Here is a 24,064-nt window from a genome sequence, read left to right as displayed (position 1 = left end):
CAGATTTTATCAATGCAGACCATTTTTATCTATTTACATAATAGTTTGTGTTTATTTTGTATTTACATCGATTTCGTTAGTAATTTCATATTTTTTTTAGAATTTTAAAATTTAATACTTATTTAAAAGTTATATCTTTGTTTTTCTTTCAAAAAACAATTAAAAAAAGAACCATGAAGACTTTAAATAATTTTGATTTTAATAATAAAAAGGCAATAATAAGAGTTGATTTTAATGTTCCTTTAGATGAAAGCTTTAATGTAACAGATGCTACTCGTATTGAAGCTGCAAAACCAACTATCGACTATATTTTATCTAATGGAGGCAGTGTTATCTTGATGTCACACCTAGGAAGACCAAAAGGAGCTCAAGACAAATATTCATTAAAACATATTCTAAAAACAACTTCTGAAATTTTAGGAGTTTCAGTTCAATTTGCCGCAGACTGTGTTGGAGCAGAAGCTCAAGAAACTGCTAAAAATTTGAAACCAGGTCAAGTATTATTATTAGAAAATTTACGTTTTCATGACGAAGAAGAAGCAGGAGATGTTACTTTTGCTAAAGAATTAGCCTCACTTGGAGATATCTATGTAAACGATGCTTTTGGTACAGCACACAGAGCACACGCTTCGACTACTATTATCGCACAGTTTTTTCCAACAAGTAAATGTTTCGGATTATTATTGGCGAAAGAAATTGAAAGCTTAAATAAAGTATTAAAAAACAGTGAGAAACCAGTAACAGCTGTACTTGGAGGTTCTAAAGTTTCTTCTAAAATTACCGTTATTGAAAATATTCTTGACAAAGTTGATCACATGATTATTGGTGGAGGAATGACTTTTACGTTTGTAAAAGCATTAGGAGGAAATGTAGGTGATTCTATCTGCGAACTTGATAAATTAGATTTGGCTCTTGAAATTTTAAGATTAGCTAAAGAAAAAGGAGTTCAAATTCATATTCCTGTTGATGTTGTTGCCGCTAATGATTTTTCGAATACAGCAGATACTCAAATTGTTGATGTGAGTGAAATTCCTGACGGATGGCAAGGTCTTGATGCAGGTCCAAAATCATTGGAAAATTTTGAAAAAGTAATCTTAGAATCTAAAACAATTCTTTGGAATGGACCTTTAGGGGTTTTTGAAATGGAGACATTTGCAAAAGGAACTATTGCGCTTGGGAATTATATCGCCGCTTCTACTGAAAACGGAGCCTTCTCTCTTGTAGGAGGTGGAGATTCTGTAGCTGCTGTAAAACAATTCGGATTTGAAGACAAAATGAGTTATGTTTCTACTGGCGGTGGTGCTATGCTAGAAATGTTAGAAGGCAGAACTTTGCCTGGAATTGCTGCAATATTAGACTAAACTGTTCGTATTTTCATCGATTTGATATTTTTGAATTTTAAATAATCTAATTATATTTTTTAAAAAACCTTTAGTTGCAAATAAGTAACTGAAGGTTTTTTTTGTATAGTATACTATATATCAGTATTTTGCGTTATTACACTTCAGTCTGTTTTTTTAATTTATACCAAACGCATTTAATTTTTAGACCAAATTTGATCTAAAAAGACGTAGGCATAACCACAGATACTCATTACCTCTTTTTTACTTGTGTTTTTAACTGCAGTAATAATGAAATCTTCTACATCTTCGATTGAATTATAAAATTTATTAGAAAATTCTCTTTTGTATTTTGCCCACATTTTTTCGGCTGGATTAAGTTCCGGGCTATATGGTGGCAGGAAAACCAAAACAATATTTTCTGGAACGATCAATCTTTTAGCCTTATGGAATCGCCCATTATCCAATACCATTATTTTGAGTTCTTTGGGGTTTTCTTTTGAAAAATTATTTAGAAAAATTTGAAAATTATCAGTGTTGCAATGTGGAAGTATTAATTGAAAATGATCCCCTGTTATGGGCGAAAAAGCCCCAGAAAGCCATGTTGATTTAAAAACTTGTTGGAAAGTGCAAATTGGTTTAACCCTAATTGCAGTAACTGATTTTCCATTTCGAGTAAATAAGCCAAAACGTGACTCATCTTGAAAATATAAATTTACAGAGCTAAAATCGCCTACAGCATTTAGTGCTGTTTCTTGACAGATTCTTCCGAAGTCTTTTTAAAAGAGCTTCCTAGGTCTTCATCTTTTTTGACATGACTTTTGCGGGCAACTTTTACACTTGATTTAAAATTTCTGATGCAGTAATAAAGCAAGGTGTTGTAATTAAAGCTTTTTCCAGTTTCTTTTTCAATCCAATCTTTTAATTCTACATAACCTTGAAGCCCATTTTGAGGGTTATTGAGTTTTGTTTCCAACATCGTGTGTTCAGCAGCATTAAAAACAGATGGCTTGAAGCCTGTTTTTCCATGTTTAATCAAACCATCAATTCCAGAATTGAGGTATAATGTCCGCCATTTCTGAACACTGTTTGGGTCAACCCCTGCTAATTTAGCAACTTCACGTCTAGAAATCCCTGTTTCTTCATTTTGCTTCAAAATTAAAAGTACTCTCAAGCGTTGTCCAATAAATGGAATAGATTGCTTAAGTAGATTTTTAATCTCTTTTTCAGTTTCCTTAATTACCAAAATTTTTGGATGTGCCATGATCACTGTTATAATATAGTCCAAATGTAATCTAAAAAAAACAATTATCAAAATTGGTATTTATTATATTTTTGTTTGGTATTACATATTTGAAATCATTTTTTAACATTTTAAATTTATTAATTTTAGAAACAGGAATATTTTTAAAATTGTTTTTATTGCATTTTTTGAAATTATTTACTCACAAATGACTAAAAATTACGTTAAATGTCGATTTTTTTTGTATTTTTAACATTATTTATGTTTTTTTTTAGAAAATTGATTCTAAGTTTGCATAAATTGCACTTGTAACAACTTGAATAATAGCAAATTAAACTACTGTTATGAAAATAAAAAATACCACACTTTCTTTTTTTCTAATGCTTACTGTTTGTGCATTTTCTCAGAATACTGTAGAAAATTCGGAAATTGGAAGTGTCCAAAAACCAATTTCTTATTTAGATTCAATAAAAAATTCTTTTGTAAAATATGATCGTACTGTAAAAACCGATAGTTTATGGATGAATCAAATTGGTACTTCTTTAGATATCTATAATGATTTAGCTACTGAAATTAATACTGTAAATGTTGATAAGGATATTGATAAAGAGCTGCCTACTGAATTGTTGAAAGCAAGGCTAGCTGCAATGGATGCCAAATCTCCTTTTAATATAGAATACAATCAAGGTTTAGAGAATTTAATTAAGTCATTCCTTAAAAACAGAAAAAAGGCTTTTGCTAATCAAATGGCAGTTGCTCAATATTATTTCCCAATTTTTGAAGAGGCACTGGCTAAACAAAATGTTCCTTTAGAGATTAAATACTTAGCTGTAGTCGAATCTGCATTAAATCCAATGGCCGTATCCAGAGTTGGTGCTACAGGATTATGGCAATTCATGTATAATACTGGTAAACAGTATAATTTAAATATTGATTCTTACATAGATGAACGTTCAGATCCTTTAAAAGCATCTGCCGCAGCGGCTCAATATATGACCAACATGTTTACTGTTTTCAATGATTGGGATCTGGTTTTAGCTTCTTATAATTCAGGACCAGGAAATGTAACTAAGGCGATTCGCCGTTCTGGCGGACTGCAAAATTTTTGGAACATCAAAAAATATTTACCACAGGAAACCCAAGGTTATGTTCCCGCTTTTCTTGCTACAATGTACATTTACGAGTACCATAAAGAACATGGCATTAATCCTAAAAAAGCTTTGGTCAGACATTTTGCAACCGATACTGTAATGGTTAAAAAAGAAATGTCTTTTGCTCAGATTTCTAATTTATTAGATATTCCAATTGAACAATTACAGGCATTAAATCCATCATACAAACGAAATGTGATTCCTAATTATGCTGGCAAAAGCCATTATTTGACGCTTCCTTCTTGCAAAGTGGGTGTTTTTACTTCTAATGAGGATAAAATATATGCTTATGTTCAATACGAAATTGACAAAAGAGAGAAAACCAATCAATGCAAAAAAGCAACTTTTATAAAAGATTCGACCGCTTTAGCTTCTAATAATAAGGTTAAATATTATAAAGTTAAAAAAGGTGATAATCTAAGTGAAATTGCCAAGAATAACAATGTGGCTGTTTCTGATTTGAAAAAATGGAATCACATTAAAAGTAATGCTGTCGCTTCTGGAAAATCTTTAAAAATTATTATTGAAAAAGATATGGATTCTAATGCATCTTTGGCATCCAATCTGGATAAAAACAAAGCCATTATTGTAAAAGACAACACGAGTGTTGCAACAGCAGAATCTAAAGCGGCTGTTGATAAAAAGGATACATTGGTTGCCAATGCTGCTAATTTCTATGTTGTTCAAAAAGGAGATAATCTGAACAGTATTGCCAAAAAATACAATACTACAGTTGCCGAAATAAAAGAGTGGAACCATTTAAGTTCTGCAAACTTGAAATTAGGCGTTTCCATACAAGTAAGCAATGCTGTTGTTGAAACAAATGTGGCAGTTGCTGTAGTTGCTGCTGAGTTGAGAGATATCAAATATGAAGTTCAAAAAGGAGATAATCTTGGAAGTATTGCCAAAAAATTTGGTTCATCAGTTGTTGATTTAAAAAACTGGAACAATTTGCACTCCAATAATATTGCTCTTGGTAATGTTTTGGTTGTTGCCAAAAATGAGGTAGCTATAAACACTAATAATGCTACTGCGGATTCATTCAAGAAAAGAGAAACGACTGCTTCTTCAAAAAATGATGAAGCCAATTATTTAGTTCAAAAAGGAGATTCTTTATTTAGTATTTCAAAAAAATATCCTGGAGTTACAGTATCTGATTTACAAAAATGGAACAATATCTCTGGAGATGATTTAAAACCTGGTATGGGTTTAAAAATAAAAGGATAGTCTTCGTTTTAAAATTTCACCTTAATGTTTAAAAAAACCGCCTTAGCTTTTGCACTTCTTCTGCTATTAAATTCGTGTGCTGTTCAAGATAAAAATTTCTCGGAGAATGATTGGTATGCTTTTACTAAAACAAACACGCAAAGAATTAAGCCCTCGGAAGTCTATGAGTTTACCGATGAAATGATTCGTATGCATGGTGATAACATTGGCTATTTGATGACCAATAAAAGCTATAAAAACTTTGAGCTTACTTTAGAATTCAGATGGAACATTGAAGAGAAATTCAATAAAGGCAAAGCAAAAAAAAACAGCGGTGTGATGTACAACATACCAGCAGATTCACCTGATAACATCTGGCCAAAAGGAATTCAGTTCCAAATGAAAGAGAATACTACTGGAGACTTCATTTTTTTAGATAATGTAACTGCAATAGTAAACGGAAAATTAGTGGAAGCCGGCGCAAGCGTGACTTCGCCTAAATTTAGCGCCAACGAAAATTCTTACGGTGAATGGAATCAAGTTTTGATTCACTCATTCAATGGAAAAATCACCCAATATTTGAATGGAAAATTAGTAAATGAATGTGTGGGAGCTTCTTCCAAAGAGGGGAAAATTTCTTTGAATTATGAAGGGTCCCCAGTTGATTTTAGAAATATTCGATTAAAAAGTATTTCTAAAGAAGAAAACTAAAATTTTTCAAAAGGCTTTTTTTATTTTTGATGATTAATTGCCCAATCAATGAATAAAAACCTTTTTTTATTTTTTTATTTTTTATCGCTTTTGTTTTTTTCCTGTAAAAAGCAAGAAGACGATATGCCAAGAAAATCGACTGGTAAAATCAACACTATTTCGGTAGTTATTGATGATCAATTGTGGAATGGCATTATTGGCGACAGTATTCGGAATAAATTTGCCAGTCCAGTTGAAGGTTTGTCCAAAGAAGAGCCTGAATTTGACATCAATCAGTATCCTATTAACGTAATGGAAGGTTTTGTTACCAAAAGCAGAACAATCATTGTTGTTAAACAAGGGGAAAAGAATAGTTTTACAATTAATAAAAATCAATACGCCATTCCTCAAAATGTAATCCATATTACAGGAAGGACCCTTTCGGATTTATCGAATCTTATTGAAAAAAGATCGCCACAGATTATTAAAATCATTCAAGAGGGAGAAATCAAGGCACATCAGCTTTTGCTGAATGATTCTTTAGCAGACACAAAAACAATCCAAAAGCAATTTAAGCTCACATTAAAAATTCCCAAAAATTATTCGTATGCTTTAAAGAATAGGAGTTTTGTTTGGCTCAAAAGTGAATTTCCAAGCGGAAGCACCAGTTTACTGATTACGCAATTGCCAACGAGCACTATTAGTTTGGAGGGCAATGTGCTGGATAAAGTTATAAAAGTGCACGATTCCATAGGAACTTTGTACATAAAAGGCAAAGAGCCTACTTCCAGTCTGTATATTGACAAGTCATATCCTCTTTACCAGTCACAGATTACTCTTGACGGTAAACAAGCTTATGAAACTAAAGGAACATGGCGATTGAGAGACAGCTTCATGTTTGGTGCTTTTGTAAATTATCTGATTGTAGATTCAAAAAATAACAGAATCATTTATCTGGAAGGATTTTGCTACATTCCATCTAGGGAGCAACGTGATTATATGCATGAATTGGAATCGATTATTAAAGGCATAAAGATAAATTGATTTTTATTTCTTTATCATTTTTTATTTTTGAGGTTTATATTTGCTATTTAAAACAATAACGAATTTCATCAATGTCTATAGAATGGAAAATAAAGCCCTTTGAGGCATTAACTGTAACCGAGTTATATGATATACTCCAATTGCGAAGCAGAATCTTTGTAGTGGAGCAAAACTGCGTTTATCTTGATATGGACGGCAAGGATAAAACCGCATTACATCTTTTTGGCGTTTATGAAGATAAAATTGTGGCACATGCCAGACTTTTCAAAGCCGGTGTTTCTTTTGATAATGCATCGATTGGAAGAGTTACTGTAGATTCGGATTATAGAGATAGAAAATGGGGTCATGATCTGATGGAAAATGCTATTGCTGGAATCTTAGAGTACTTTGGCGAAAGCCAAATTACTATTGGAGCTCAATTATACCTTAAAAATTTCTATGAGAAGCATGGTTTTGTGCAGACAAGCGAAATGTCTTTTGAAGATGATATCCCACATATAGAAATGACTAAAAGCTGATTTGGTCTGCAGTTTTAAAGCACTCTTAACATCTTCGTTTTTCATACTAAGTCAACTTTTGTGTCAACTTATTTTAGGACTATACATTTATAAAAAATTAAAAGCCTCACATAATGCGAGGCTTCTATATTACTTTTAAACTAAAATCTAGTTAACTGAAATTAGTTTAATATCAAAAATTAAAACCGAACCGCCTGGAATAGTACTGTAATTGTTACTTCCATAGCCCAAAGTAGCAGGTATCAGAAGCTTTCCGCTGCCTCCTTCTTTAAAATAAGGGATTCCTTCTGTCCAGCCTTTAATTACTTGTTGTAAATTAAAAGAAACACCGTTGGCAGTACTTTGATCAAAAACAGTTTTGTTCGTAAAATAACCTTTGTAGGCAACAGTGACATTCGAGGTTGCTGTAGGCTGTTTACCTGTTCCAGCTTCATCAATTACATAATACAAACCAGAAGCTGTTTTTACAGCATTTAGTTTATTGTCTGCAATATATTTTACAATTTCTGCATCATTGGCAGCGCTATATTCAACCGAAATTAATTTGATTTCAAAAATCAAAACAGAACCAGCTGGAATACCCCGAGATTCATCACTTCCATAAGCCAAGTGCGCTGGTATCAAAAGAATACCGCTTCCTCCTTCTTTAAAAAAAGGAATTCCTTCAATCCAACCTGTTATCATTCCTTGTAAATTAGCAGTAATACCAGCATCTGTACTTTGACCAAAAGCCTTTTTGTCAGTATAATAACCTTTGTAAGCCACCGTCACGTTTGAAGTTGCTGTAGGCTGTTTGCCTGTTCCAGCTTCATTGATCACATAGTACAAACCCGAATTTGTTCTTTTTGCATCTAAGTTGTTATTGGCAATATAGGCTTTAATTTCAGCCTCATTTTGAGCCGAATAATCTATTGGTGGTTTAGAATCGTCGTTGCTGCAAGACATAAAAAGTATGGCTATAATCGCCAAAAATGAGTATTTCATAAATAAATTTTAATAGTTATTGATAGCAAATATACTTTTTTTGAGAATAGATTAATTAATAAGATTTTCTTAAAAAACTTCAAAATCAGCATATAGTTCTGTATTTGTTTTTAAGTTGGTTATTAAATGGAATTCAATTGTAAATAATAACAAATCAGCACTATAATCACTTTGAGCCCTGATCGAAGTGAAAATCCTTGTTGCCCGGGGTTCGGGCAACAAGATTATAACGGAGAGCAGGAATCATATAACCAAAAATGCCCAATCTTTCTGCTCCCTAAAATAAATGCCCGAACTGAGATTAAAGGGAAAATCATAATATTCCGCTAATTTGCATTTGAAAACCGCAAAAGTTCACTAATTTTGCGCCCGATTTCAAATACGTTTTATTGCACGTAAATTAAAATCAACATATATTTTTCTTAACTTAAACTGTTTATAGCATGCAACTGTACAACACCTTAAGCGCAGAAGAAAGAGCCATCATGATTGATGATGCCGGTAAACAACGTCTTACGTTGTCTTTCTATGCGTATGCCAAAATTCAAGATCCCAAACAATTTCGCGACGATTTATTTATTGCCTGGAATAAGCTCGATGCTTTAGGCCGAATTTATGTCGCTACCGAAGGAATAAATGCCCAAATGAGTATTCCTGAGGAAAATTTGGAGGCTTTTAGAGCAACTCTGGAAGTGTATGATTTCATGAAAGGCATTCGTTTGAATGAAGCGGTAGAACATGATGACCATTCGTTTTTGAAACTTACCATCAAAGTGCGCCACAAAATTGTTGCTGACGGTCTGAACGACGAAACTTTTGATGTAACCGATATAGGCGTTCACTTGAAAGCCAAAGAATTCAATGAAATTTTGGATGATCCAAACACTATTGTAGTTGATTTTAGAAATCACTACGAAAGTGAAGTAGGCTATTTTAAAGACGCCATCACTCCAGATGTAGAAACTTTTAGAGAGAGTTTACCGATAATCAATGAACAGCTTCAAAACCACAAAGAAGATAAAAATCTGGTAATGTATTGCACCGGAGGAATCCGCTGTGAGAAAGCAAGTGCTTATTTTAAGCATCAGGGTTTTAAGAATGTTTTTCAATTGGAAGGCGGGATTATCAATTATGCAAAGCAAATCAAAGAAGAAGGCTTGGAAAGCAAGTTTATCGGAAAGAATTTCGTTTTCGATAATCGTCTTGGCGAAAGAATTACAGATGATATTGTTTCGCAATGCCACCAATGCGGAAAACCATGCGACAATCATACCAATTGTGAGAATGACGGATGCCATTTGTTATTCATCCAATGTGATGATTGCAAAACGGCTATGGAAAACTGCTGTTCTACGGAATGCTTGGACATTATTCACCTGCCTTTAGTTGATCAGGTGCGATTGAGGACTGGACAACAAGTTGGGAATAAAGTTTTCAGAAAAGGGAAATCTGAAAACCTTAGATTCAAACATTCCGGCGACCTGAGTGTAAACGAAAAGGCGAAGCAAAAACCTGCGGATATTCGTCAAAAAGGAAAAGTTAAAAAAGCACTTCTTGGAAAAGCGGAACATTATTATGTAAAACCACAGGTAGGACAGTTTACGGTTGAAAATCACGAAGTAAACAGCGGAGATAAAATCTTAATTTCTGGACCAACAACGGGTAATCAGGAATTGGTTTTAGAAAAAATGATAGTTGACGGAGCCGCAACCGCAACTGCTAAGATTGGTGACAAAGTTACTTTTGAAGTTCCTTTTAGAATTAGATTGTCAGATAAAATATATAAAATTTTAGAATAATTTATCATGACAACAACAAATAAGATTGAACTCATGGCTCCCGCAGGGAACTTTGAGTCATTACAAGCCGGACTAGATAATGGTGCTGATTCTGTATATTTTGGCGTAGAGCAATTAAACATGCGCGCCCGTGCAACGGTCAATTTCACGATGGATGATCTGCCGGAAATCGCCCGCCGTTGCGAAGCCAAAAACGTTAGAAGTTATTTGACGCTGAACACCATCATTTACGATCACGATTTATCGGTAGTAAAAACACTGTTGAACAAAGCCAAAGAAGCCAATATCACCGCAGTAATTGCCTCAGATCAAGCCGTAATTTCGATGGCGAAAGGAATCGGGATGGAAGTTCATATTTCGACTCAATTGAATATTACCAATATCGAAACCATTAAATTCTACAGCCTATTTGCCGATACAATGGTTTTGAGCCGTGAATTGAGTTTACGCCAAGTAAAAAAAATAACAGAACAAATCGAAAAAGAACAAATCAAAGGACCAAACGGGAAATTAGTAGAAATCGAAATCTTCGGTCATGGTGCTTTGTGCATGGCGGTTTCGGGGAAATGCTATTTGAGTCTTCATTCGAATAACTCATCGGCAAACCGTGGTGCGTGCAAACAAAATTGTCGTAAAAAATATACGGTTATCGATCAGGAAACTGGTTTTGAAATCGAATTGGACAATGAATACATGATGTCTCCAAAAGATTTATGCACGATTGATTTTCTGGATCAAGTGATTGATTCGGGTATTCAAGTCTTAAAAATTGAAGGCCGTGGCCGCGCTCCGGAATATGTGGCTACCGTAATCAAAACCTATCGCGAAGCGATTGACAGTTATTACGAAGATTCATTTTCTAAAGAAAAAATTGCCGTTTGGATGGAAGCATTAAACACTGTTTACAATCGCGGTTTCTGGTCGGGTTATTATCTTGGACAGGAATTGGGAGAATGGAGTGATGTTTCGGGATCAATGGCAACCCAGAAGAAAGTATACGTTGGAAAAGGAACTCATTTTTTTCCAAAAGCTGAAATTGGACAATTCAAAATCGAAGCTTACGACATTAAAATCGGAGACAAAATATTGGTTACTGGTCCAAGCACCGGCGCACAGGAAATGGTTATTGAAGAAATGTACGTAAATGATGCGGTGGCTGAAAAAGCAACAAAGGGAGACGACTGTACTTTCAAATTGCCTTTCCGAATCCGAATGTCTGACAAATTATACAAAATAGTGGAAGCCTAATGGTTATTGTAACGCTGCAAAGAGACAAATGCATTGGGTGCAATTATTGTGTGGAAATGGCGCCCGTTCAATTTCAAATGTCCAAAAAAGACGGAAAATCGGTGTTGATTAAAAGTGTGAATGCTAAAGGTTTTTACACTTTGAAATCGCCCGACCACACCATCGCTGAAAGCTGTGAATTGGCTGCCAAGGCTTGTCCTGTGAAAATCATTTCGGTTAAGGAAACCTAGAAAATCATGCTGAGCAAAAAACGTAAATAAACCCAAAACCATCGCCAATGGTTTCAACTGTTGGATAATGCAGGTTTTAGGTAAACAGTAAGAATAAAATTCATTTTTTAATTTTAAAACTAAGAATATTCTTTTACTATTTGTTTGTTACGTATTTTTATTACATTTTGGTTATTATTAACTTATAAACCAAACCATTATGCCATTTGAAAATTTAAACAACAATCATTATGCTGTTGCCGAGAAAACAGCTGTTGGAACTAGCTTAACTGCTCTTGAAACCGCTTTGAATGCCAAAATTAAAAATCTCAGTGCTGAAGAACGTCAAAAATATGGTAGCGTTAATGAACAAAACAAACTGATAGTAAACAAAGTTAAAGATTACAGAGCCAGTCAGCCAGGTTTAAGCAGTCCCGACGTAGATTGGGTAGAGTTTCAAAATGATTTTGATTCAAGGGACTTTCTGCAGTCTACTATCGCCAGATTACAGACCTTAATTGACGGATTGACCAATAATAAAATCCTGCATGATTATGATAATTACCAAGCTGCACTAACTGACTATGATTTCAGCAAGTACAAAGCCAGTACCAAAGCAGCGGGATATGAAGGCAAAGTGACCGCCATTTCTCAGTTTTTTACAGGCGGAAGCTCGGCCGCAAAAACCGCCAAGAAAGTCGAAGAGGAGATTTAATCCTATTATAAATTATTAAAACGGGAAGGAAACTAGTTTCTTTCCCGTTTTTTTGTGGTCTGCCACGTCCTGAACTCCGTTTACCACGTTGTACAACGGGGTTTACCACGTGTTGTACGCCAATGACCCCGTCTGGAACGTCATTTACCCCGTTATAGAACGTGGTCAGTCCCGTTCTGGACCACATTGGCCCCGTTGTGACGCTGGTGAATGCAGCGACCATTAACATTTCTGCATTCACAATTAAAACTTATATTTGTTACAACTCTATTCTCACACACCACTACGGCCATTGACCAATATTCAGTATATTGGGAGATTAGTAAGTGTAAAAGTAGATACATTTGATTCGACTAAGAATAAACGAAAAAATATGAATAAAAAAGATTTTCCACTTCAAATACATACTGATTTAAATAGTCTAAAGACGAAGTTTTTTAAAAATTTTAAGGAAGCAAACACGTCAAGTCCATTGTTAAGATTCGAAGATTTAGATGAATCCTCTAGTTTTTATTTTGAAATTAACAGTTTTAAAGATGTTTCTTCGAAAGGAGTTTTTCAGTATACAGTTACATATAAGCCAATTAATCAAAATAAATTGGAAGAAACGAGTGTTAGTTTAAATTTTTCGGATTTATATCATAGATTAGAAAGTTGGCTTAATGTAATTCAAAGTTATGACGTTACACCACATTTTGGCAATAATCCAATTTTAGAAAATTATATAGAGGAAAATTATACTGAGTATGAAATTTTGGATGATGACGCAGATATCGTTTCATTTGATCTTCGCAGACAAATACTAATCGACAACTATTTAGAAAAAGTAATTATGTATTTTATTTCTTACGAAGAGAGCAATGGTGAAAATTTAGAAGAACTGAAAGTTGTTGCTGTTGAATTAAAGAATACACTAACACAATCAACAAAGAATCAAGTAGTAAGAAAGTTGTCTGTTTTATGGGCTATGGCTAGACAGAAAGGAATTCCGATTTTGAAAGAAATTTTCGTTGAGTTGGCAAAAGAAGTAATTATTGCGATAGGTAAAAAAGCAATGAATTTAAATTAATTAAATAGTTATGTTTTAATAAAGATGAATTTGGATGGAAGAGAGTTTTAAAGAATTTATTTTATACACTGCACCAAACGGCCAAATACGCGTTGATGTTTTGTTGCAAGATGAGTCGGTGTGGTTAACTCAAAAAGCAATAGCTGAGTTGTTTGGCGTGCAAAGACCGGCAATAACTAAGCACTTGGGTAATATTTTTGATTCTGGTGAACTCGAAGAAAATTCAGTTAGTTCCATTTTGGAACATACTGCCGATGATGGTAAAATTTATCCAACCAAATTTTATAACCTTGATGCCATAATTTCTGTTGGTTATCGAGTAAACTCTACCAAAGCCACGCAATTTCGTATTTGGGCAACCCAAACTTTAAAAGAATATATTATCAAAGGTTTTGTTTTAGATGACAATCGTTTAAAGCAAGGTCAGACTATTTTTGGTAAAGATTATTTTAAAGAATTACTGCAAAGAGTTCGCTCGATTCGAGCAAGCGAAAGGAGAATTTACCAACAAGTAACCGATATTTTTGCCGAGTGCAGTATTGATTATGACAGCAATGCCGACATCACTAAAAATTTCTATGCCACGGTTCAAAATAAATTCCATTTTGCTATAACAGGCAAAACGGCTGCAGAAATAATATTTAAAACGGCCGATGCCAAAAAGGAAAATATGGGATTGACGACTTGGAAAAATAGTCCAAACGGCAGGGTTTTGAAATCGGATGTGATTGTTGCCAAAAATTATCTGCAGGAAAAAGAAATTAAACAACTGGAGCGTACCGTAACGGGTTATTTTGATTATATAGAAGGATTGATAGAGCGCGAAAATACTTTTACGATGGAACAATTGGCAGAAAGTGTAAATAAATTTCTAAACTTTAACGATTATAAAGTTTTGGATGGTAAAGGGAAAATTTCTAAACTGCAAGCGGATAAGAAAGCAATTGCCACTTATGAAGTTTTTAATAAAACACAGAAAATAATTTCTGATTTTGATAAAGAAATAAAAAAATTAAAGTAAAAACGGCATAATTACAAGAATTACAACCCTTCTATTATTTTAGTATAACTTTATGATTTTTTTGCCATTTGCACCCCTTGTAACATAAACCAAAAAAATACTATCTTTACCCATTAAATCTTTTAAGAACTTAAATTGCATTAATTGCAATACTACATATATCGTTATGGCATGTACAAGTTGTTCAACTTCTGATGGTGGTGCACCAAAGGGTTGTAAAAATAATGGGACTTGCGGCACCGACAGCTGCAACAAATTAACGGTTTTTGACTGGCTTTCGAACATGAGTTTGCCCAATGGAGAAGCTCCTTTTGACTGTGTCGAAGTCCGTTTTAAAAACGGAAGAAAAGAATTTTACCGCAATACTGAGAATTTAACATTAAGTATGGGGGACATTGTAGCAACTGTTGCTTCTCCTGGACATGATATAGGAATTGTTACGCTTACAGGAGAATTGGTAAAAATTCAAATGAAGAAAAAAGGAGTCAATCCAACTAGTAATGAGGTTCCTAAAATTTACCGTAAAGCTTCTCAAAAAGACATAGATATTTGGACTGTAGCCAGAAACAAGGAAGAGCCGATGAAAGTTCGTGCCCGTGAATTGGCTATCGCGCAAAAACTGGAAATGAAAATTTCGGATATTGAATTTCAAGGAGATGGTTCCAAAGCTACTTTTTATTATACTGCCAATGATAGAGTCGATTTTAGGCTTTTAATCAAAGATTTTGCTAAAGAATTCAGTACCAGAGTTGAGATGAAACAAGTAGGTTTCCGTCAGGAAGCGGCTCGTTTAGGCGGAATCGGTTCTTGTGGCAGAGAATTATGCTGTTCAACATGGTTAACAGATTTTAGAAGCGTAAACACATCGGCAGCACGTTACCAGCAATTGTCATTAAATCCACAAAAATTGGCGGGTCAATGCGGTAAACTGAAATGCTGCTTAAATTATGAACTGGACACTTACATGGATGCCTTAAAGGATTTTCCAGAATTTGAAACCAAATTAGTTACCGAAAAAGGAGATGCCATTTGTCAAAAACAGGATATTTTCAAAGGGTTAATGTGGTTTGCTTACACTAATAATTTTGCTAACTGGCATGTTTTGAAAATTGATCAGGTCAAAGAAATTATGGCTGAGAACAAACTAAAAAACAAAGTTTCATCGTTAGAAGATTATGCAATAGAAATTATTACTGAGCCAGAACAAAATTTCAATAATGCAATGGGGCAGGAAAGCTTAACGCGTTTTGACCAGCCAAAAAGGAAGAAAAAACCAAACAAAAAACCAAAACTTGCCGGAGAAAAAGCCATTGTACCCAATAATGCAAATAAGCAGCCTGCCATACAAAAAAGCACAGCTCCAACTACACCAAATGCAAATAATGCCACCAAAGAAATTCCGGTTAAAGAAAACCCGAATCCCAACAGTGGCAATAAAAACCGTAATAAAAACAACAACCGTAAAAGAAACAATAACAATCGTCCTCCTTCTGCAGAGAACAAAACAGACGAACCTAGAAAACCAATAATTATTAAAAAAAATGAGAATAAAGAATAGTCTTTTACTGTTTTTTGCAGCAGTACTCCTTTTTTCATGTGATAAAAAAGAGTTTTTGACGAGTATAAATCTGTGGGAAGCGCTTGGAACAAAGACAGTATTGTTACTTTTGATCTACCTGTTTTGGATTCAACAAAAAGATACGACTTGTTTGTAAATTTAAGAGATAATAACAATTATAAATACAGCAATCTGTTTCTAATTGTTTCGTTGGAAAGTCCAAACGGCTATACTAAAGTAGATACTTTGGAATATCAAATGGCAGCACCTGACGGAACATTGCTAGGCGACGGTTTTACTGATATCAAGGAAAGCAAACTCTATTATAAAGAGAATGTCCGGTTTAGAGGAAAATACAAAGTACATATTAAGCAGGCGGTCAGAGAAAACGGAAAAGTGCCTGGAGTAGCTTTTTTAGACGGAATTACCGAAGTAGGCTTTAGAATAGAAAATAAAGATTAAAACTCGATTATGGCTATCAAAAAAAATAACCCTCAGAAAAAAAACATCGACAAAGATGTGAAATATTATTCCAGAAAATTCTGGAAAATTTACTTCTCGGGACTGGGAATTATTGCTTTATTCTTCCTGTTTGCTTCATGGGGTTTATTCGGATCCATGCCTTCATTTGAAGATTTAGAAAATCCGGATTCTAATTTAGCAACCGAAATCATCTCTTCTGACGGAGTAGTTTTAGGTAAATACTTCAAACAAAACCGTTCTGCATTAAAATATTCCGATTTGCCGAAAAATCTGGTTCAAGCCTTAGTTGCAACCGAAGATGCCCGTTTTTATGAGCATTCCGGTATTGACGGAAGAGGTACATTAAGAGCTATCGCAAGTTTAGGGAGAAGCGGTGGAGCGAGCACTTTGACGCAGCAGCTGGCGAAACAGTTATTTCACGGAGAAGGGTCGAAATTTTTACCTTTCCGTATTGTTCAAAAAATGAAAGAATGGATTATTGCCATTCGATTAGAAAGACAATATACTAAAAACGAAATCATTGCCATGTACTGTAACGTATATGATTTTGGTAATTACTCTGTGGGGGTTAGCTCAGCTGCAAAAACCTATTTTTCAAAAGAGCCTAAAGATTTAACCATTGACGAATCAGCTATTTTAGTAGGGATGTTCAAAAACTCAGGGCTTTACAATCCTGTAAAAAATCCAGAAGGAGTAAAAAACCGAAGAAATGTGGTGCTTTTGCAAATGGAAAAAGCAAACATCATTACCGAAGATCAAAAACACCAACTGCAAAGCCTGCCTATCACACTGCATTTCAAATTGGAAAGCCATAGAGAAGGCACAGCCACTTATTTTAGAGAATACCTTCGTGAATACATGAAAAAATGGGTAGAAGAAAACAAAAAACCCGACGGTTCTGACTACGATATTTACAAAGACGGTCTGAAAATCTACACCACAATCGACTCAAGAATGCAGGCTTATGCCGAGGAAGCTGTTTCGGCACACATGGCCAATATGCAGGAAGAGTTTTTTATACAATCCAAAGGTAACAAAAACGCCCCTTTTGTAAATATTTCTGAAGCAGAAACCGAACGCATCATAAATCAGGCGATGAAATCATCTCACAGATGGGATGTTTTGAAAGAACAGGACAAAAGTGATGAAGAAATCATCAAAACCTTTGGCGAAAAAACCAAAATGACGATTTTCACCTGGAAAGGAGAAAGAGATACGATTATGACACCGATGGATTCCATTCGTTACTACAAACACTTTTTGCAGGCTGGAGTTATGTCGATGGAACCGCAAACGGGTAATATTAAAGTTTGGGTTGGAGGTATTAATTACAAATATTTCCAATATGATCACGTAGGGCAAGGAGCCAGACAAGTGGGTTCTACATTCAAACCTTTTGTGTATGCAACCGCAATCGAACAGTTAAACATGTCACCATGTGATTCTATCCTTGACGGGCCTTTTATGATCCGTAAAGGACGCCACCATGTAACCGAGGATTGGGAGCCAAGAAACTCTGATAACAAATACCGAGGAATGGTTACGTTAAAGCAGGCATTGGCTAATTCTATCAATACAGTATCGGCAAAATTAATCGATAAAGTAAGTCCCGAAGCTGTTATTGAACTGACTCATAAATTAGGCGTAAAATCAGAAATTGTTACTCAGCCTTCCATTGCCTTGGGAGCCGTAGAAATAACTGTTGAAGATATGGTTGCTGCCTTCAGCACATTTGCCAACCAAGGGGTTTATACAAAACCGCAGTTCTTATCCAAAATCGAGAATAAAAGTGGCGAAGTAATCTACGAACCGATCCCTGAGTCACATGATGTTTTAAACAAAGACATCGCATTTGCCATCATTAAATTGTTGGAGGGTGTAACTGAAAGCGGTTCAGGAGCAAGGTTAAGAACTCAAGGAGGCGGTAACGGAGATAAACGCTGGACAGGATATCCATATATGTTCAAGAATCCAATTGCAGGAAAAACAGGAACTTCACAAAATCAGTCCGATGGCTGGTTTATGGGAATGGTGCCTAACCTTGTAACAGGTATTTGGGTAGGATGCGAGGACCGTTCGGCTCATTTTAAAAGTCTTACTTATGGACAGGGAGCAGCAATGGCCTTGCCTATTTGGGGTTATTTCATGAATAAATGTTATGAAGACAAAAGCTTAACAGTCTCTAAAGAATCTTTTGAAAGACCCGCTAATCTTTCTATCAAAGTTGATTGTTACACCCCGCGTGCGGCCACTGTCCAAGACACCACTGTAGCCCCGCAGCCCGATACCGAAGAATTCTCTCTGTAAAACATCATATATCACACCTATAAAAATTATTAGGGCGTGACAGCAATAGAAAAAGGAGCCAAATATAGCATTCGCTTATTCGGCTCCTTTTTCTATTGCTGTCGGGCTATCCGCTCCGCAGCGGCGGATTGCTTCAAACGTAGTTCACTGAACTCCTATGAAAAATAGATGTATGGTGAAGTAACCCCTCACGCAAATTCTGCAGACCATCATATTTATTTTGTCATACCAGTTTAAAAAAATCAGGATTTAAAAAAACTGCAGAGAACAGATTAATGCGATTATTTTACTAAATTTGACTTAAAAATTCGATATTATCAGTTGATATTGATTTTTTATGACCTAAAATAATAATAGTTTATATAATCAAAAAATAAACCCATATAGGAATTATCATGATCAACAAAAAAGTTAATACTGTACAGGAAGCACTTCAGGGGATTGAAAACGGAATGACCCTTATGCTTGGCGGTTTCGGATTGTGCGGTATTCCTGAAAATTCCATAGCCGAATTAGTTCAAAAAGAAACCAAAAACCTAACCTGCATTTCCAATAACGCCGGAGTAGATGATTTTGGACTTGGTCTGCTTTTGCAAAAAAAACAAATCAAAAAAATGATCTCTTCCTATGTAGGCGAAAATGCCGAATTTGAACGCCAAATGCTTTCTGGAGAGCTTGAAGTAGACCTTATCCCACAAGGAACTTTGGCCGAAAGATGTCGTGCGGCACAAGCCGGTATTCCAGCCTTTTTCACTCCAGCTGGCTATGGAACCGAAATTGCTGAAGGTAAAGAAGTTCGCGAATTCAATGGTAAAATGCACATTATGGAACACGCCTTCAAAGCTGATTTTGCGATTGTAAAAGCTTGGAAAGGCGACACTGCAGGAAACCTCATCTTCAAAGGAACGGCCAGAAACTTTAACCCAGCAATGGCTGGAGCTGCCAAAATTACCGTGGCTGAAGTAGAGGAATTGGTCGAAGCCGGAACATTAGATCCTAACCAAATTCATGTTTCAGGTATTTTAGTACAGCGCATTTTCCAAGGGGAAAAGTTCGAGAAAAGAATTGAGCAACGCACAACAAGAAAAAGAGAATAGGTTTTAGACTGCAGATTTTAGAAAATAATTTTTAGATTATTTCGTTTTTTTTCTCTTTTAGATTTTTACTTTTAAACAAAAAACACATGGCTTTAGATAAAATAGGAATTGCAAAACGTATTGCGAAAGAATTGAAAGACCGTTATTTCGTGAATCTAGGCATCGGAATACCAACTTTGGTGGCAAACTATATTCCGAAAGGAATTGATGTTGAATTTCAAAGCGAAAATGGCGTTCTGGGTATGGGACCTTTCCCTTTTGAAGGAGATGAAGATGCTGATATTATCAACGCAGGAAAACAAACCATCACCACTTTGCCAGGAGCTTCTTTTTTTGACTCTGCCACAAGTTTTGGTATGATTCGGGGACAGCATGTCGATTTAACCATTCTTGGTGCTATGGAAGTTTCTGAAAAAGGGGATATTGCCAACTGGAAAATCCCAGGAAAAATGGTTAAAGGGATGGGAGGAGCCATGGACTTGGTAGCTTCGGCAGAAAATATCATTGTGGCGATGATGCATGTCAATAAAGCAGGAGAATCCAAAATATTAAAAAAATGCACTTTGCCATTAACAGGAGTTGGCTGTGTAAAAAAAATAGTAACGGAATTGGCCGTTTTAGAAATCACGCCTCAAGGATTTAAACTGCTGGAAAGAGCTCCGGGAGTCACGGTAGAACATATTATCGCTTCTACCGAAGCCAACTTGATTATAGAAGGGGACATTCCAGAAATGCTAATTGAATAGAAGCATTAATTTTATAAAGAGCAACTCAACGGAGTTGTTCTTTTTGTTTCAAATAAGACCATTTATTTACCCAAATTACAGAGCTAATCTATAAAATAAACAATAATTGATTCAATTAAATTTTGCAATTCACAGTTAAACAGCCTTAATAATACTCAATTCTACCGCAATAATTTTATTAGAAGGCTTAATAATCATACTTTTGAAGAATTAATTTGATTATGAAAAAAAATATTTCCTTTTGTATAATGCACTTTTGTCTGTGCTTTATATTCCTGTTTCTGCCATATGCCTTCACTGCTGCCGGGAGTATTTTTAGTTTACCCAAATTAGCAAGCAATCCGCACGACAGAATTTACTTTTTTATCTATTTTTTGTTGTTGATATTCTTCTATTTCAATTATTATGTTCTAATTCCAAAGATTTATTTTAAAGAAAAACAAATTCATTATGTTATCATTCTGGTTTGTTTTTTATTGTTTTTCCTTTGGATATCTAACATTTTTGATACTCCAGATCTAAATTTTTTGGATTTCAGAAATCATAAACAACCTCCTTTGATTGATATGCATCCTCCAAAACCCACAGGTTTTAATCCCTCAAATGCTCCATTATCTCATAAAATACACCCATCAGAATTTAAAAATTTAACTCATTTTGGCGGACCGCCTACACAATACGGACATACTATTTTGGTTTATCTTATTGGGGTTATTTCGAGTTTGTTTATTGCCATAAAAATTAGGCTTCAAAAAGTTGAAGAAGATAGAATGAAATCCGAATTGTCTTTTTTGAAAGCGCAGATAAATCCTCATTTCTTATTCAATACGCTGAACAGCATCTATTCATTGGCGATAAAAAAAGACGACAAAACTGCCGATGCTGTGGTGCAGTTATCCGAATTAATGCGGTATATTATTACCAATGCTAATGATGATGTTATTGCCTTAGATAAAGAAATCAATTATATCAGCAATTATATACAACTGCAAAAAACCCGACTGGGAAAGACGGTAACTATTGATTATACAATGGAAGGAAATTCGTTTGGTAAAGCCATTACGCCGCTTATTTTAATCTCATTTATTGAAAACGCTTTCAAACACGGAGTAAATCCAAATGAGAATTCCGAAATTTGTATTCGGATTACCATTGTTGGAGAGTATCTGACTTTATTTGTTTCTAACAATAAAGTGCAGTCCATACAAACTGATAGTGGAATTGGTTTGCAGAATTCGATTGAAAGACTCTCTCTCTTGTATCCTAACAATCATGTCTTGGCAATTGATGATAATCCAAAAACATATCAGGTAACCTTAACTCTAAAAGTAGGATGATAAAAGCAATTGCCCTTGATGATGAACCGCCAGCGCTTGACGTTTTGCAAAGTTTTTGTAATAAAATTGACGTCATCAATTTAGAAAAAACATTTACAAAATCGGAAGATGCACTCAAATATTTAAAAAAATATCCTGTCGATTTATTGTTTTTAGACATTAATATGCCAGCTATTTCGGGTATTGATTTTTACAAAAAATTACCTCACAAAACCATGGTGATATTCACAACGGCCTATTCTGAATATGCTGTAGAAGGATTTACATTGAGTGCCACCGATTATCTTTTGAAACCTATTTCGTTTGCACGGTTTGAACAGGCAGTCGAAAAAGCCTATTCGCAATGGAAAGCGCAAAATCAAAAACCAGAACAGCAATACCTTTTTATCCGTGCCGATTACAGCCTGATAAAAATTCTGCTCTCGGACATATTATTCATTGAAGGACTTGATGATTATCTTAAAATCCACATTCAGCATCAAAAAGCAATTGTGGCCAGAATGACTATGAAAGCCTTATTACAAAAACTTCCAGAGACTGAATTCATAAGAGTGCATCGCTCTTTTATTGTTTCTATTTCCAAAATAGAAAAAGTGCGGAACAAAATAATCTACATCGGCGATGAAGAAATTCCGGTAAGTGCGAGTTATGAAACCACATTTTTTGCTTTGCTCAATAAACAATAATGCATTTCCTTTCGTTAAAAAAAGACATTTTTACCCTATTTACCTCTTAAAATCATCGCATTACCTCATAAATTATAATCCATTTATGAGTTTAAATACTTTTACAGCTGTAACCCTAAAAATGTAATTAGTATGGAAAGAAAAGATTTTTTAAGAGGATTAGGATTGGTAGGATTAGGAGCGTTCACTATTCCTGTAATTAAAGGCTGCAGCAATGATGACAGCAGTACTCCTTCTTCGTCTGATACAGCTCAAGCAACTGATACAGGAGGAACCTCTTCTAGTGGCACGTGTTCGGTTACTGCATCAGAAACCGCAGGTCCATTCCCGACAAAAACGCCTGGTTCATTGGTTACATCCAACATTGCGAGTGACCGAACAGGCATACCATTTACTATTAATATCACCATAAAAAACACCAATGCGAGCTGTGCAGCATTGGCTGGAGCAATTGTGGATATTTGGCATTGTGACAAAGATGGCTATTATTCTGAGTACGGCGGGACTTCAATGCAAAGCGCAGATTTTACTTCAGTACATTTTTTGAGAGGAAGACAGACCACCGATGCTAATGGATTGGTGCATTTTACATCTATTTTTCCAGGATGGTACAGCGGTAGGGCGACACACATACATGTTCACATATACAATTCATCGGGAACATCGTTGTTGGTGACCCAAATTGCATTCCCTGAAGGTTCTGGAAGTGCTGTGGCTCTGGTAAATGCTTCAAGTGCCAATGGGTATACTAAAGGACTTTCCGGATATACCTATAATGCATCAGATAATGTGTTTTCGGATTCTACAGCTAATGAAATGTCAACAGTTACAGGAAGTGTTGCAGACGGTTTTGCTTTGACACACACGATAAACGTAGCCGGATAGCCGGAAGTTAATTTTTTAGTTTCTAAAAATGATCAAACAGATACCTGCCCAAATTTATAAATCCGATTTGCGTGGAATTTCTGAATTGGATGGTTTTCTAAATTTAGCAACTTTCAATTTTGAAAGCTATCAAGATGCATCCAGAAAACCATTTGGCACTTTGAAGGTTTTAAATGAAGTCAAAATAGCTCCTTTGTGTAAAACATTTACATACATTGATGCTAATACCGAAATAATGCTCTTACCGCTTTTTGGCGGAATCGAATACAAAGACATTTTAGGCAATATTGATTTCATTAGAATCGAACAAATCAAGCATATTTCAGCTCAAAAAGGGACATCATTTGAAATTTCCAATCCTTATGATTTAGAAAATGTAAGTTATTTAGAGATTCGATTTTCGGCAAAAACGGCCAATTTTAATCCAACTTACAATCGATTTGATTTTGGTTTTTCTGAAAGGAATAAAATGGATTTGCTTTTTGAATTTTCTAGCACTGTGGGTTTCATCGGTATTTATGATGGAAGAAAAGAAGGGTTTTATGTTTTGAAAAATAATTTGAACGGAGTATTTATATTTGTAATCAACGGCGCATTTGAAGTAGAAAACAGATTATTGCAGGAAAAAGACGGCTTGAGCCTAAGAAAAATAGAAACTGTAGAATGGGAAGCGCTCTCAGAAAATGCCATTTTGTTACTGTTTGAAGTTCCAACAGAAAATTTATAAA

General features: G+C 35.0%; 22 protein-coding genes and 1 pseudogene. 20 read left to right on the top strand and 3 right to left on the bottom strand.

Annotated elements, in window-relative coordinates; genetic code table 11:
* Positions 1–173: 173 nt before the first annotated feature.
* A complete protein-coding gene (pgk, locus tag CLU83_RS16525; protein WP_100432619.1) occupies positions 174–1,361 on the top strand; it encodes a phosphoglycerate kinase in 1,188 nt (395 codons plus the stop codon).
* 176 nt (positions 1,362–1,537) lie between these two features.
* On the opposite strand, the gene CLU83_RS16520 is transcribed toward pgk, so the two are convergent.
* Together CLU83_RS16520 and CLU83_RS16515 are read right to left on the bottom strand one after the other, a co-directional pair.
* Positions 1,538–2,104 (bottom strand): IS630 family transposase, encoded by a 567-nt coding sequence (locus tag CLU83_RS16520; RefSeq protein ID WP_100429851.1) that lies wholly within the window; start codon positions 2,102–2,104, stop codon positions 1,538–1,540.
* A complete protein-coding gene (locus CLU83_RS16515) occupies positions 2,083–2,604 on the bottom strand; it encodes a helix-turn-helix domain-containing protein (protein WP_100429852.1) in 522 nt (173 codons plus the stop codon). Before CLU83_RS16515 ends, CLU83_RS16520 begins: the two co-directional genes overlap by 22 nt.
* A 323-nt stretch (positions 2,605–2,927) precedes the next feature.
* Between CLU83_RS16515 and CLU83_RS16510 the strand changes: the two genes are divergently transcribed.
* The 4 genes from CLU83_RS16510 to CLU83_RS16495 all read left to right on the top strand — a co-directional run bounded on the left by CLU83_RS16510 (position 2,928) and on the right by CLU83_RS16495 (position 7,192).
* A complete protein-coding gene (locus CLU83_RS16510) occupies positions 2,928–4,961 on the top strand; it encodes a LysM peptidoglycan-binding domain-containing protein (RefSeq protein WP_100432618.1) in 2,034 nt (677 codons plus the stop codon).
* Positions 4,962–4,985: 24 nt separating this feature from the next.
* Entirely contained in the window at positions 4,986–5,651 is a 666-nt protein-coding gene (locus CLU83_RS16505; protein ID WP_100432617.1) for a DUF1080 domain-containing protein, read from the top strand.
* A 123-nt stretch (positions 5,652–5,774) separates the two neighbouring features.
* The gene (locus tag CLU83_RS16500) at positions 5,775–6,674 is read left to right on the top strand and encodes a DUF4837 family protein (RefSeq protein ID WP_232727148.1); all 900 of its coding nucleotides are present in this window, start codon (positions 5,775–5,777) and stop codon (positions 6,672–6,674) included.
* Between the two features lie 71 nt (positions 6,675–6,745).
* Positions 6,746–7,192 (top strand): GNAT family N-acetyltransferase, encoded by a 447-nt coding sequence (locus tag CLU83_RS16495; protein ID WP_100432615.1) that lies wholly within the window; start codon positions 6,746–6,748, stop codon positions 7,190–7,192.
* A gap of 147 nt (positions 7,193–7,339) precedes the next feature.
* Here CLU83_RS16495 and CLU83_RS22895 read toward each other — a convergent pair whose 3' ends face one another.
* The gene (locus CLU83_RS22895; RefSeq protein ID WP_369828808.1) at positions 7,340–8,137 is read right to left on the bottom strand and encodes an FKBP-type peptidyl-prolyl cis-trans isomerase; all 798 of its coding nucleotides are present in this window, start codon (positions 8,135–8,137) and stop codon (positions 7,340–7,342) included.
* A gap of 482 nt (positions 8,138–8,619) precedes the next feature.
* Here CLU83_RS22895 and CLU83_RS16485 point away from each other — a divergent pair, with 482 nt between their 5' ends.
* The 15 genes and pseudogenes from CLU83_RS16485 to CLU83_RS16415 all read left to right on the top strand — a co-directional run bounded on the left by CLU83_RS16485 (position 8,620) and on the right by CLU83_RS16415 (position 24,063).
* A complete protein-coding gene (locus CLU83_RS16485; RefSeq protein ID WP_100432614.1) occupies positions 8,620–9,975 on the top strand; it encodes a rhodanese-related sulfurtransferase in 1,356 nt (451 codons plus the stop codon).
* A gap of 6 nt (positions 9,976–9,981) precedes the next feature.
* Positions 9,982–11,223 carry a peptidase U32 family protein gene (locus CLU83_RS16480; protein WP_100432613.1) on the top strand — a complete coding sequence of 414 codons (1,242 nt, stop codon included), beginning with the start codon at positions 9,982–9,984 and terminating at the stop codon, positions 11,221–11,223.
* A complete protein-coding gene (locus tag CLU83_RS16475; protein WP_100432612.1) occupies positions 11,223–11,453 on the top strand; it encodes a ferredoxin in 231 nt (76 codons plus the stop codon). The genes CLU83_RS16480 and CLU83_RS16475 overlap by 1 nt, the downstream gene beginning before the upstream one ends.
* Positions 11,454–11,652: 199 nt before the next feature.
* Positions 11,653–12,147 (top strand): hypothetical protein, encoded by a 495-nt coding sequence (locus CLU83_RS16470; RefSeq protein WP_100432611.1) that lies wholly within the window; start codon positions 11,653–11,655, stop codon positions 12,145–12,147.
* Positions 12,148–12,520: 373 nt separating this feature from the next.
* Positions 12,521–13,216, top strand: a complete 696-nt coding sequence (locus CLU83_RS16465; RefSeq protein WP_157802127.1) for a hypothetical protein — start codon at positions 12,521–12,523, stop codon at positions 13,214–13,216.
* 34 nt (positions 13,217–13,250) lie between these two features.
* Entirely contained in the window at positions 13,251–14,237 is a 987-nt protein-coding gene (locus CLU83_RS16460) for a virulence RhuM family protein (RefSeq protein WP_100432609.1), read from the top strand.
* A gap of 166 nt (positions 14,238–14,403) precedes the next feature.
* The gene (locus tag CLU83_RS16455) at positions 14,404–15,795 is read left to right on the top strand and encodes a regulatory iron-sulfur-containing complex subunit RicT (RefSeq protein WP_100432608.1); all 1,392 of its coding nucleotides are present in this window, start codon (positions 14,404–14,406) and stop codon (positions 15,793–15,795) included.
* Positions 15,779–16,257 (top strand): annotated as a pseudogene (locus CLU83_RS16450) (gliding motility lipoprotein GldH). Before CLU83_RS16455 ends, CLU83_RS16450 begins: the two are co-directional and overlap by 17 nt.
* A gap of 9 nt (positions 16,258–16,266) precedes the next feature.
* A complete protein-coding gene (locus CLU83_RS16445; RefSeq protein ID WP_100432607.1) occupies positions 16,267–18,585 on the top strand; it encodes a penicillin-binding protein 1A in 2,319 nt (772 codons plus the stop codon).
* Positions 18,586–18,980: 395 nt separating this feature from the next.
* Entirely contained in the window at positions 18,981–19,682 is a 702-nt protein-coding gene (locus CLU83_RS16440; RefSeq protein ID WP_100432606.1) for a CoA transferase subunit A, read from the top strand.
* 86 nt (positions 19,683–19,768) lie between these two features.
* A complete protein-coding gene (locus CLU83_RS16435) occupies positions 19,769–20,428 on the top strand; it encodes a CoA transferase subunit B (RefSeq protein ID WP_100432605.1) in 660 nt (219 codons plus the stop codon).
* Between the two features lie 566 nt (positions 20,429–20,994).
* A complete protein-coding gene (locus CLU83_RS16430) occupies positions 20,995–21,765 on the top strand; it encodes a sensor histidine kinase (RefSeq protein ID WP_232727237.1) in 771 nt (256 codons plus the stop codon).
* Positions 21,762–22,451, top strand: coding sequence for a LytTR family DNA-binding domain-containing protein (locus CLU83_RS16425; RefSeq protein ID WP_100432603.1), 690 nt, complete (start codon positions 21,762–21,764; stop codon positions 22,449–22,451). Before CLU83_RS16430 ends, CLU83_RS16425 begins: the two co-directional genes overlap by 4 nt.
* Before the next feature lie 132 nt (positions 22,452–22,583).
* A complete protein-coding gene (locus CLU83_RS16420; RefSeq protein WP_100432602.1) occupies positions 22,584–23,336 on the top strand; it encodes an intradiol ring-cleavage dioxygenase in 753 nt (250 codons plus the stop codon).
* Positions 23,337–23,364: 28 nt separating this feature from the next.
* Entirely contained in the window at positions 23,365–24,063 is a 699-nt protein-coding gene (locus CLU83_RS16415; protein ID WP_100432601.1) for a pirin, read from the top strand.
* Position 24,064 lies beyond the last annotated feature (1 nt).

This window comes from Flavobacterium sp. 1, from assembly GCF_002797935.1.
Taxonomy (GTDB): domain Bacteria; phylum Bacteroidota; class Bacteroidia; order Flavobacteriales; family Flavobacteriaceae; genus Flavobacterium.
This window is presented reverse-complemented; position numbering and strand designations above follow the sequence as displayed.

Coding starts and splice junctions, on each gene's coding strand:
- pgk (WP_100432619.1), top strand. CDS start 174: ATGAAGACTTTAAATAATTTTGATTTTAATAATAAAAAGGCAATAATA.
- CLU83_RS16515 (WP_100429852.1), bottom strand. CDS start 2,604: ATGGCACATCCAAAAATTTTGGTAATTAAGGAAACTGAAAAAGAGATT.
- CLU83_RS16510 (WP_100432618.1), top strand. CDS start 2,928: ATGAAAATAAAAAATACCACACTTTCTTTTTTTCTAATGCTTACTGTT.
- CLU83_RS16505 (WP_100432617.1), top strand. CDS start 4,986: ATGTTTAAAAAAACCGCCTTAGCTTTTGCACTTCTTCTGCTATTAAAT.
- CLU83_RS16500 (WP_232727148.1), top strand. CDS start 5,775: ATGCCAAGAAAATCGACTGGTAAAATCAACACTATTTCGGTAGTTATT.
- CLU83_RS16495 (WP_100432615.1), top strand. CDS start 6,746: ATGTCTATAGAATGGAAAATAAAGCCCTTTGAGGCATTAACTGTAACC.
- CLU83_RS22895 (WP_369828808.1), bottom strand. CDS start 8,137: ATGTCTTGCAGCAACGACGATTCTAAACCACCAATAGATTATTCGGCT.
- CLU83_RS16485 (WP_100432614.1), top strand. CDS start 8,620: ATGCAACTGTACAACACCTTAAGCGCAGAAGAAAGAGCCATCATGATT.
- CLU83_RS16480 (WP_100432613.1), top strand. CDS start 9,982: ATGACAACAACAAATAAGATTGAACTCATGGCTCCCGCAGGGAACTTT.
- CLU83_RS16475 (WP_100432612.1), top strand. CDS start 11,223: ATGGTTATTGTAACGCTGCAAAGAGACAAATGCATTGGGTGCAATTAT.
- CLU83_RS16470 (WP_100432611.1), top strand. CDS start 11,653: ATGCCATTTGAAAATTTAAACAACAATCATTATGCTGTTGCCGAGAAA.
- CLU83_RS16465 (WP_157802127.1), top strand. CDS start 12,521: ATGAATAAAAAAGATTTTCCACTTCAAATACATACTGATTTAAATAGT.
- CLU83_RS16460 (WP_100432609.1), top strand. CDS start 13,251: ATGGAAGAGAGTTTTAAAGAATTTATTTTATACACTGCACCAAACGGC.
- CLU83_RS16455 (WP_100432608.1), top strand. CDS start 14,404: ATGGCATGTACAAGTTGTTCAACTTCTGATGGTGGTGCACCAAAGGGT.
- CLU83_RS16445 (WP_100432607.1), top strand. CDS start 16,267: ATGGCTATCAAAAAAAATAACCCTCAGAAAAAAAACATCGACAAAGAT.
- CLU83_RS16440 (WP_100432606.1), top strand. CDS start 18,981: ATGATCAACAAAAAAGTTAATACTGTACAGGAAGCACTTCAGGGGATT.
- CLU83_RS16435 (WP_100432605.1), top strand. CDS start 19,769: ATGGCTTTAGATAAAATAGGAATTGCAAAACGTATTGCGAAAGAATTG.
- CLU83_RS16430 (WP_232727237.1), top strand. CDS start 20,995: ATGCATCCTCCAAAACCCACAGGTTTTAATCCCTCAAATGCTCCATTA.
- CLU83_RS16425 (WP_100432603.1), top strand. CDS start 21,762: ATGATAAAAGCAATTGCCCTTGATGATGAACCGCCAGCGCTTGACGTT.
- CLU83_RS16420 (WP_100432602.1), top strand. CDS start 22,584: ATGGAAAGAAAAGATTTTTTAAGAGGATTAGGATTGGTAGGATTAGGA.
- CLU83_RS16415 (WP_100432601.1), top strand. CDS start 23,365: ATGATCAAACAGATACCTGCCCAAATTTATAAATCCGATTTGCGTGGA.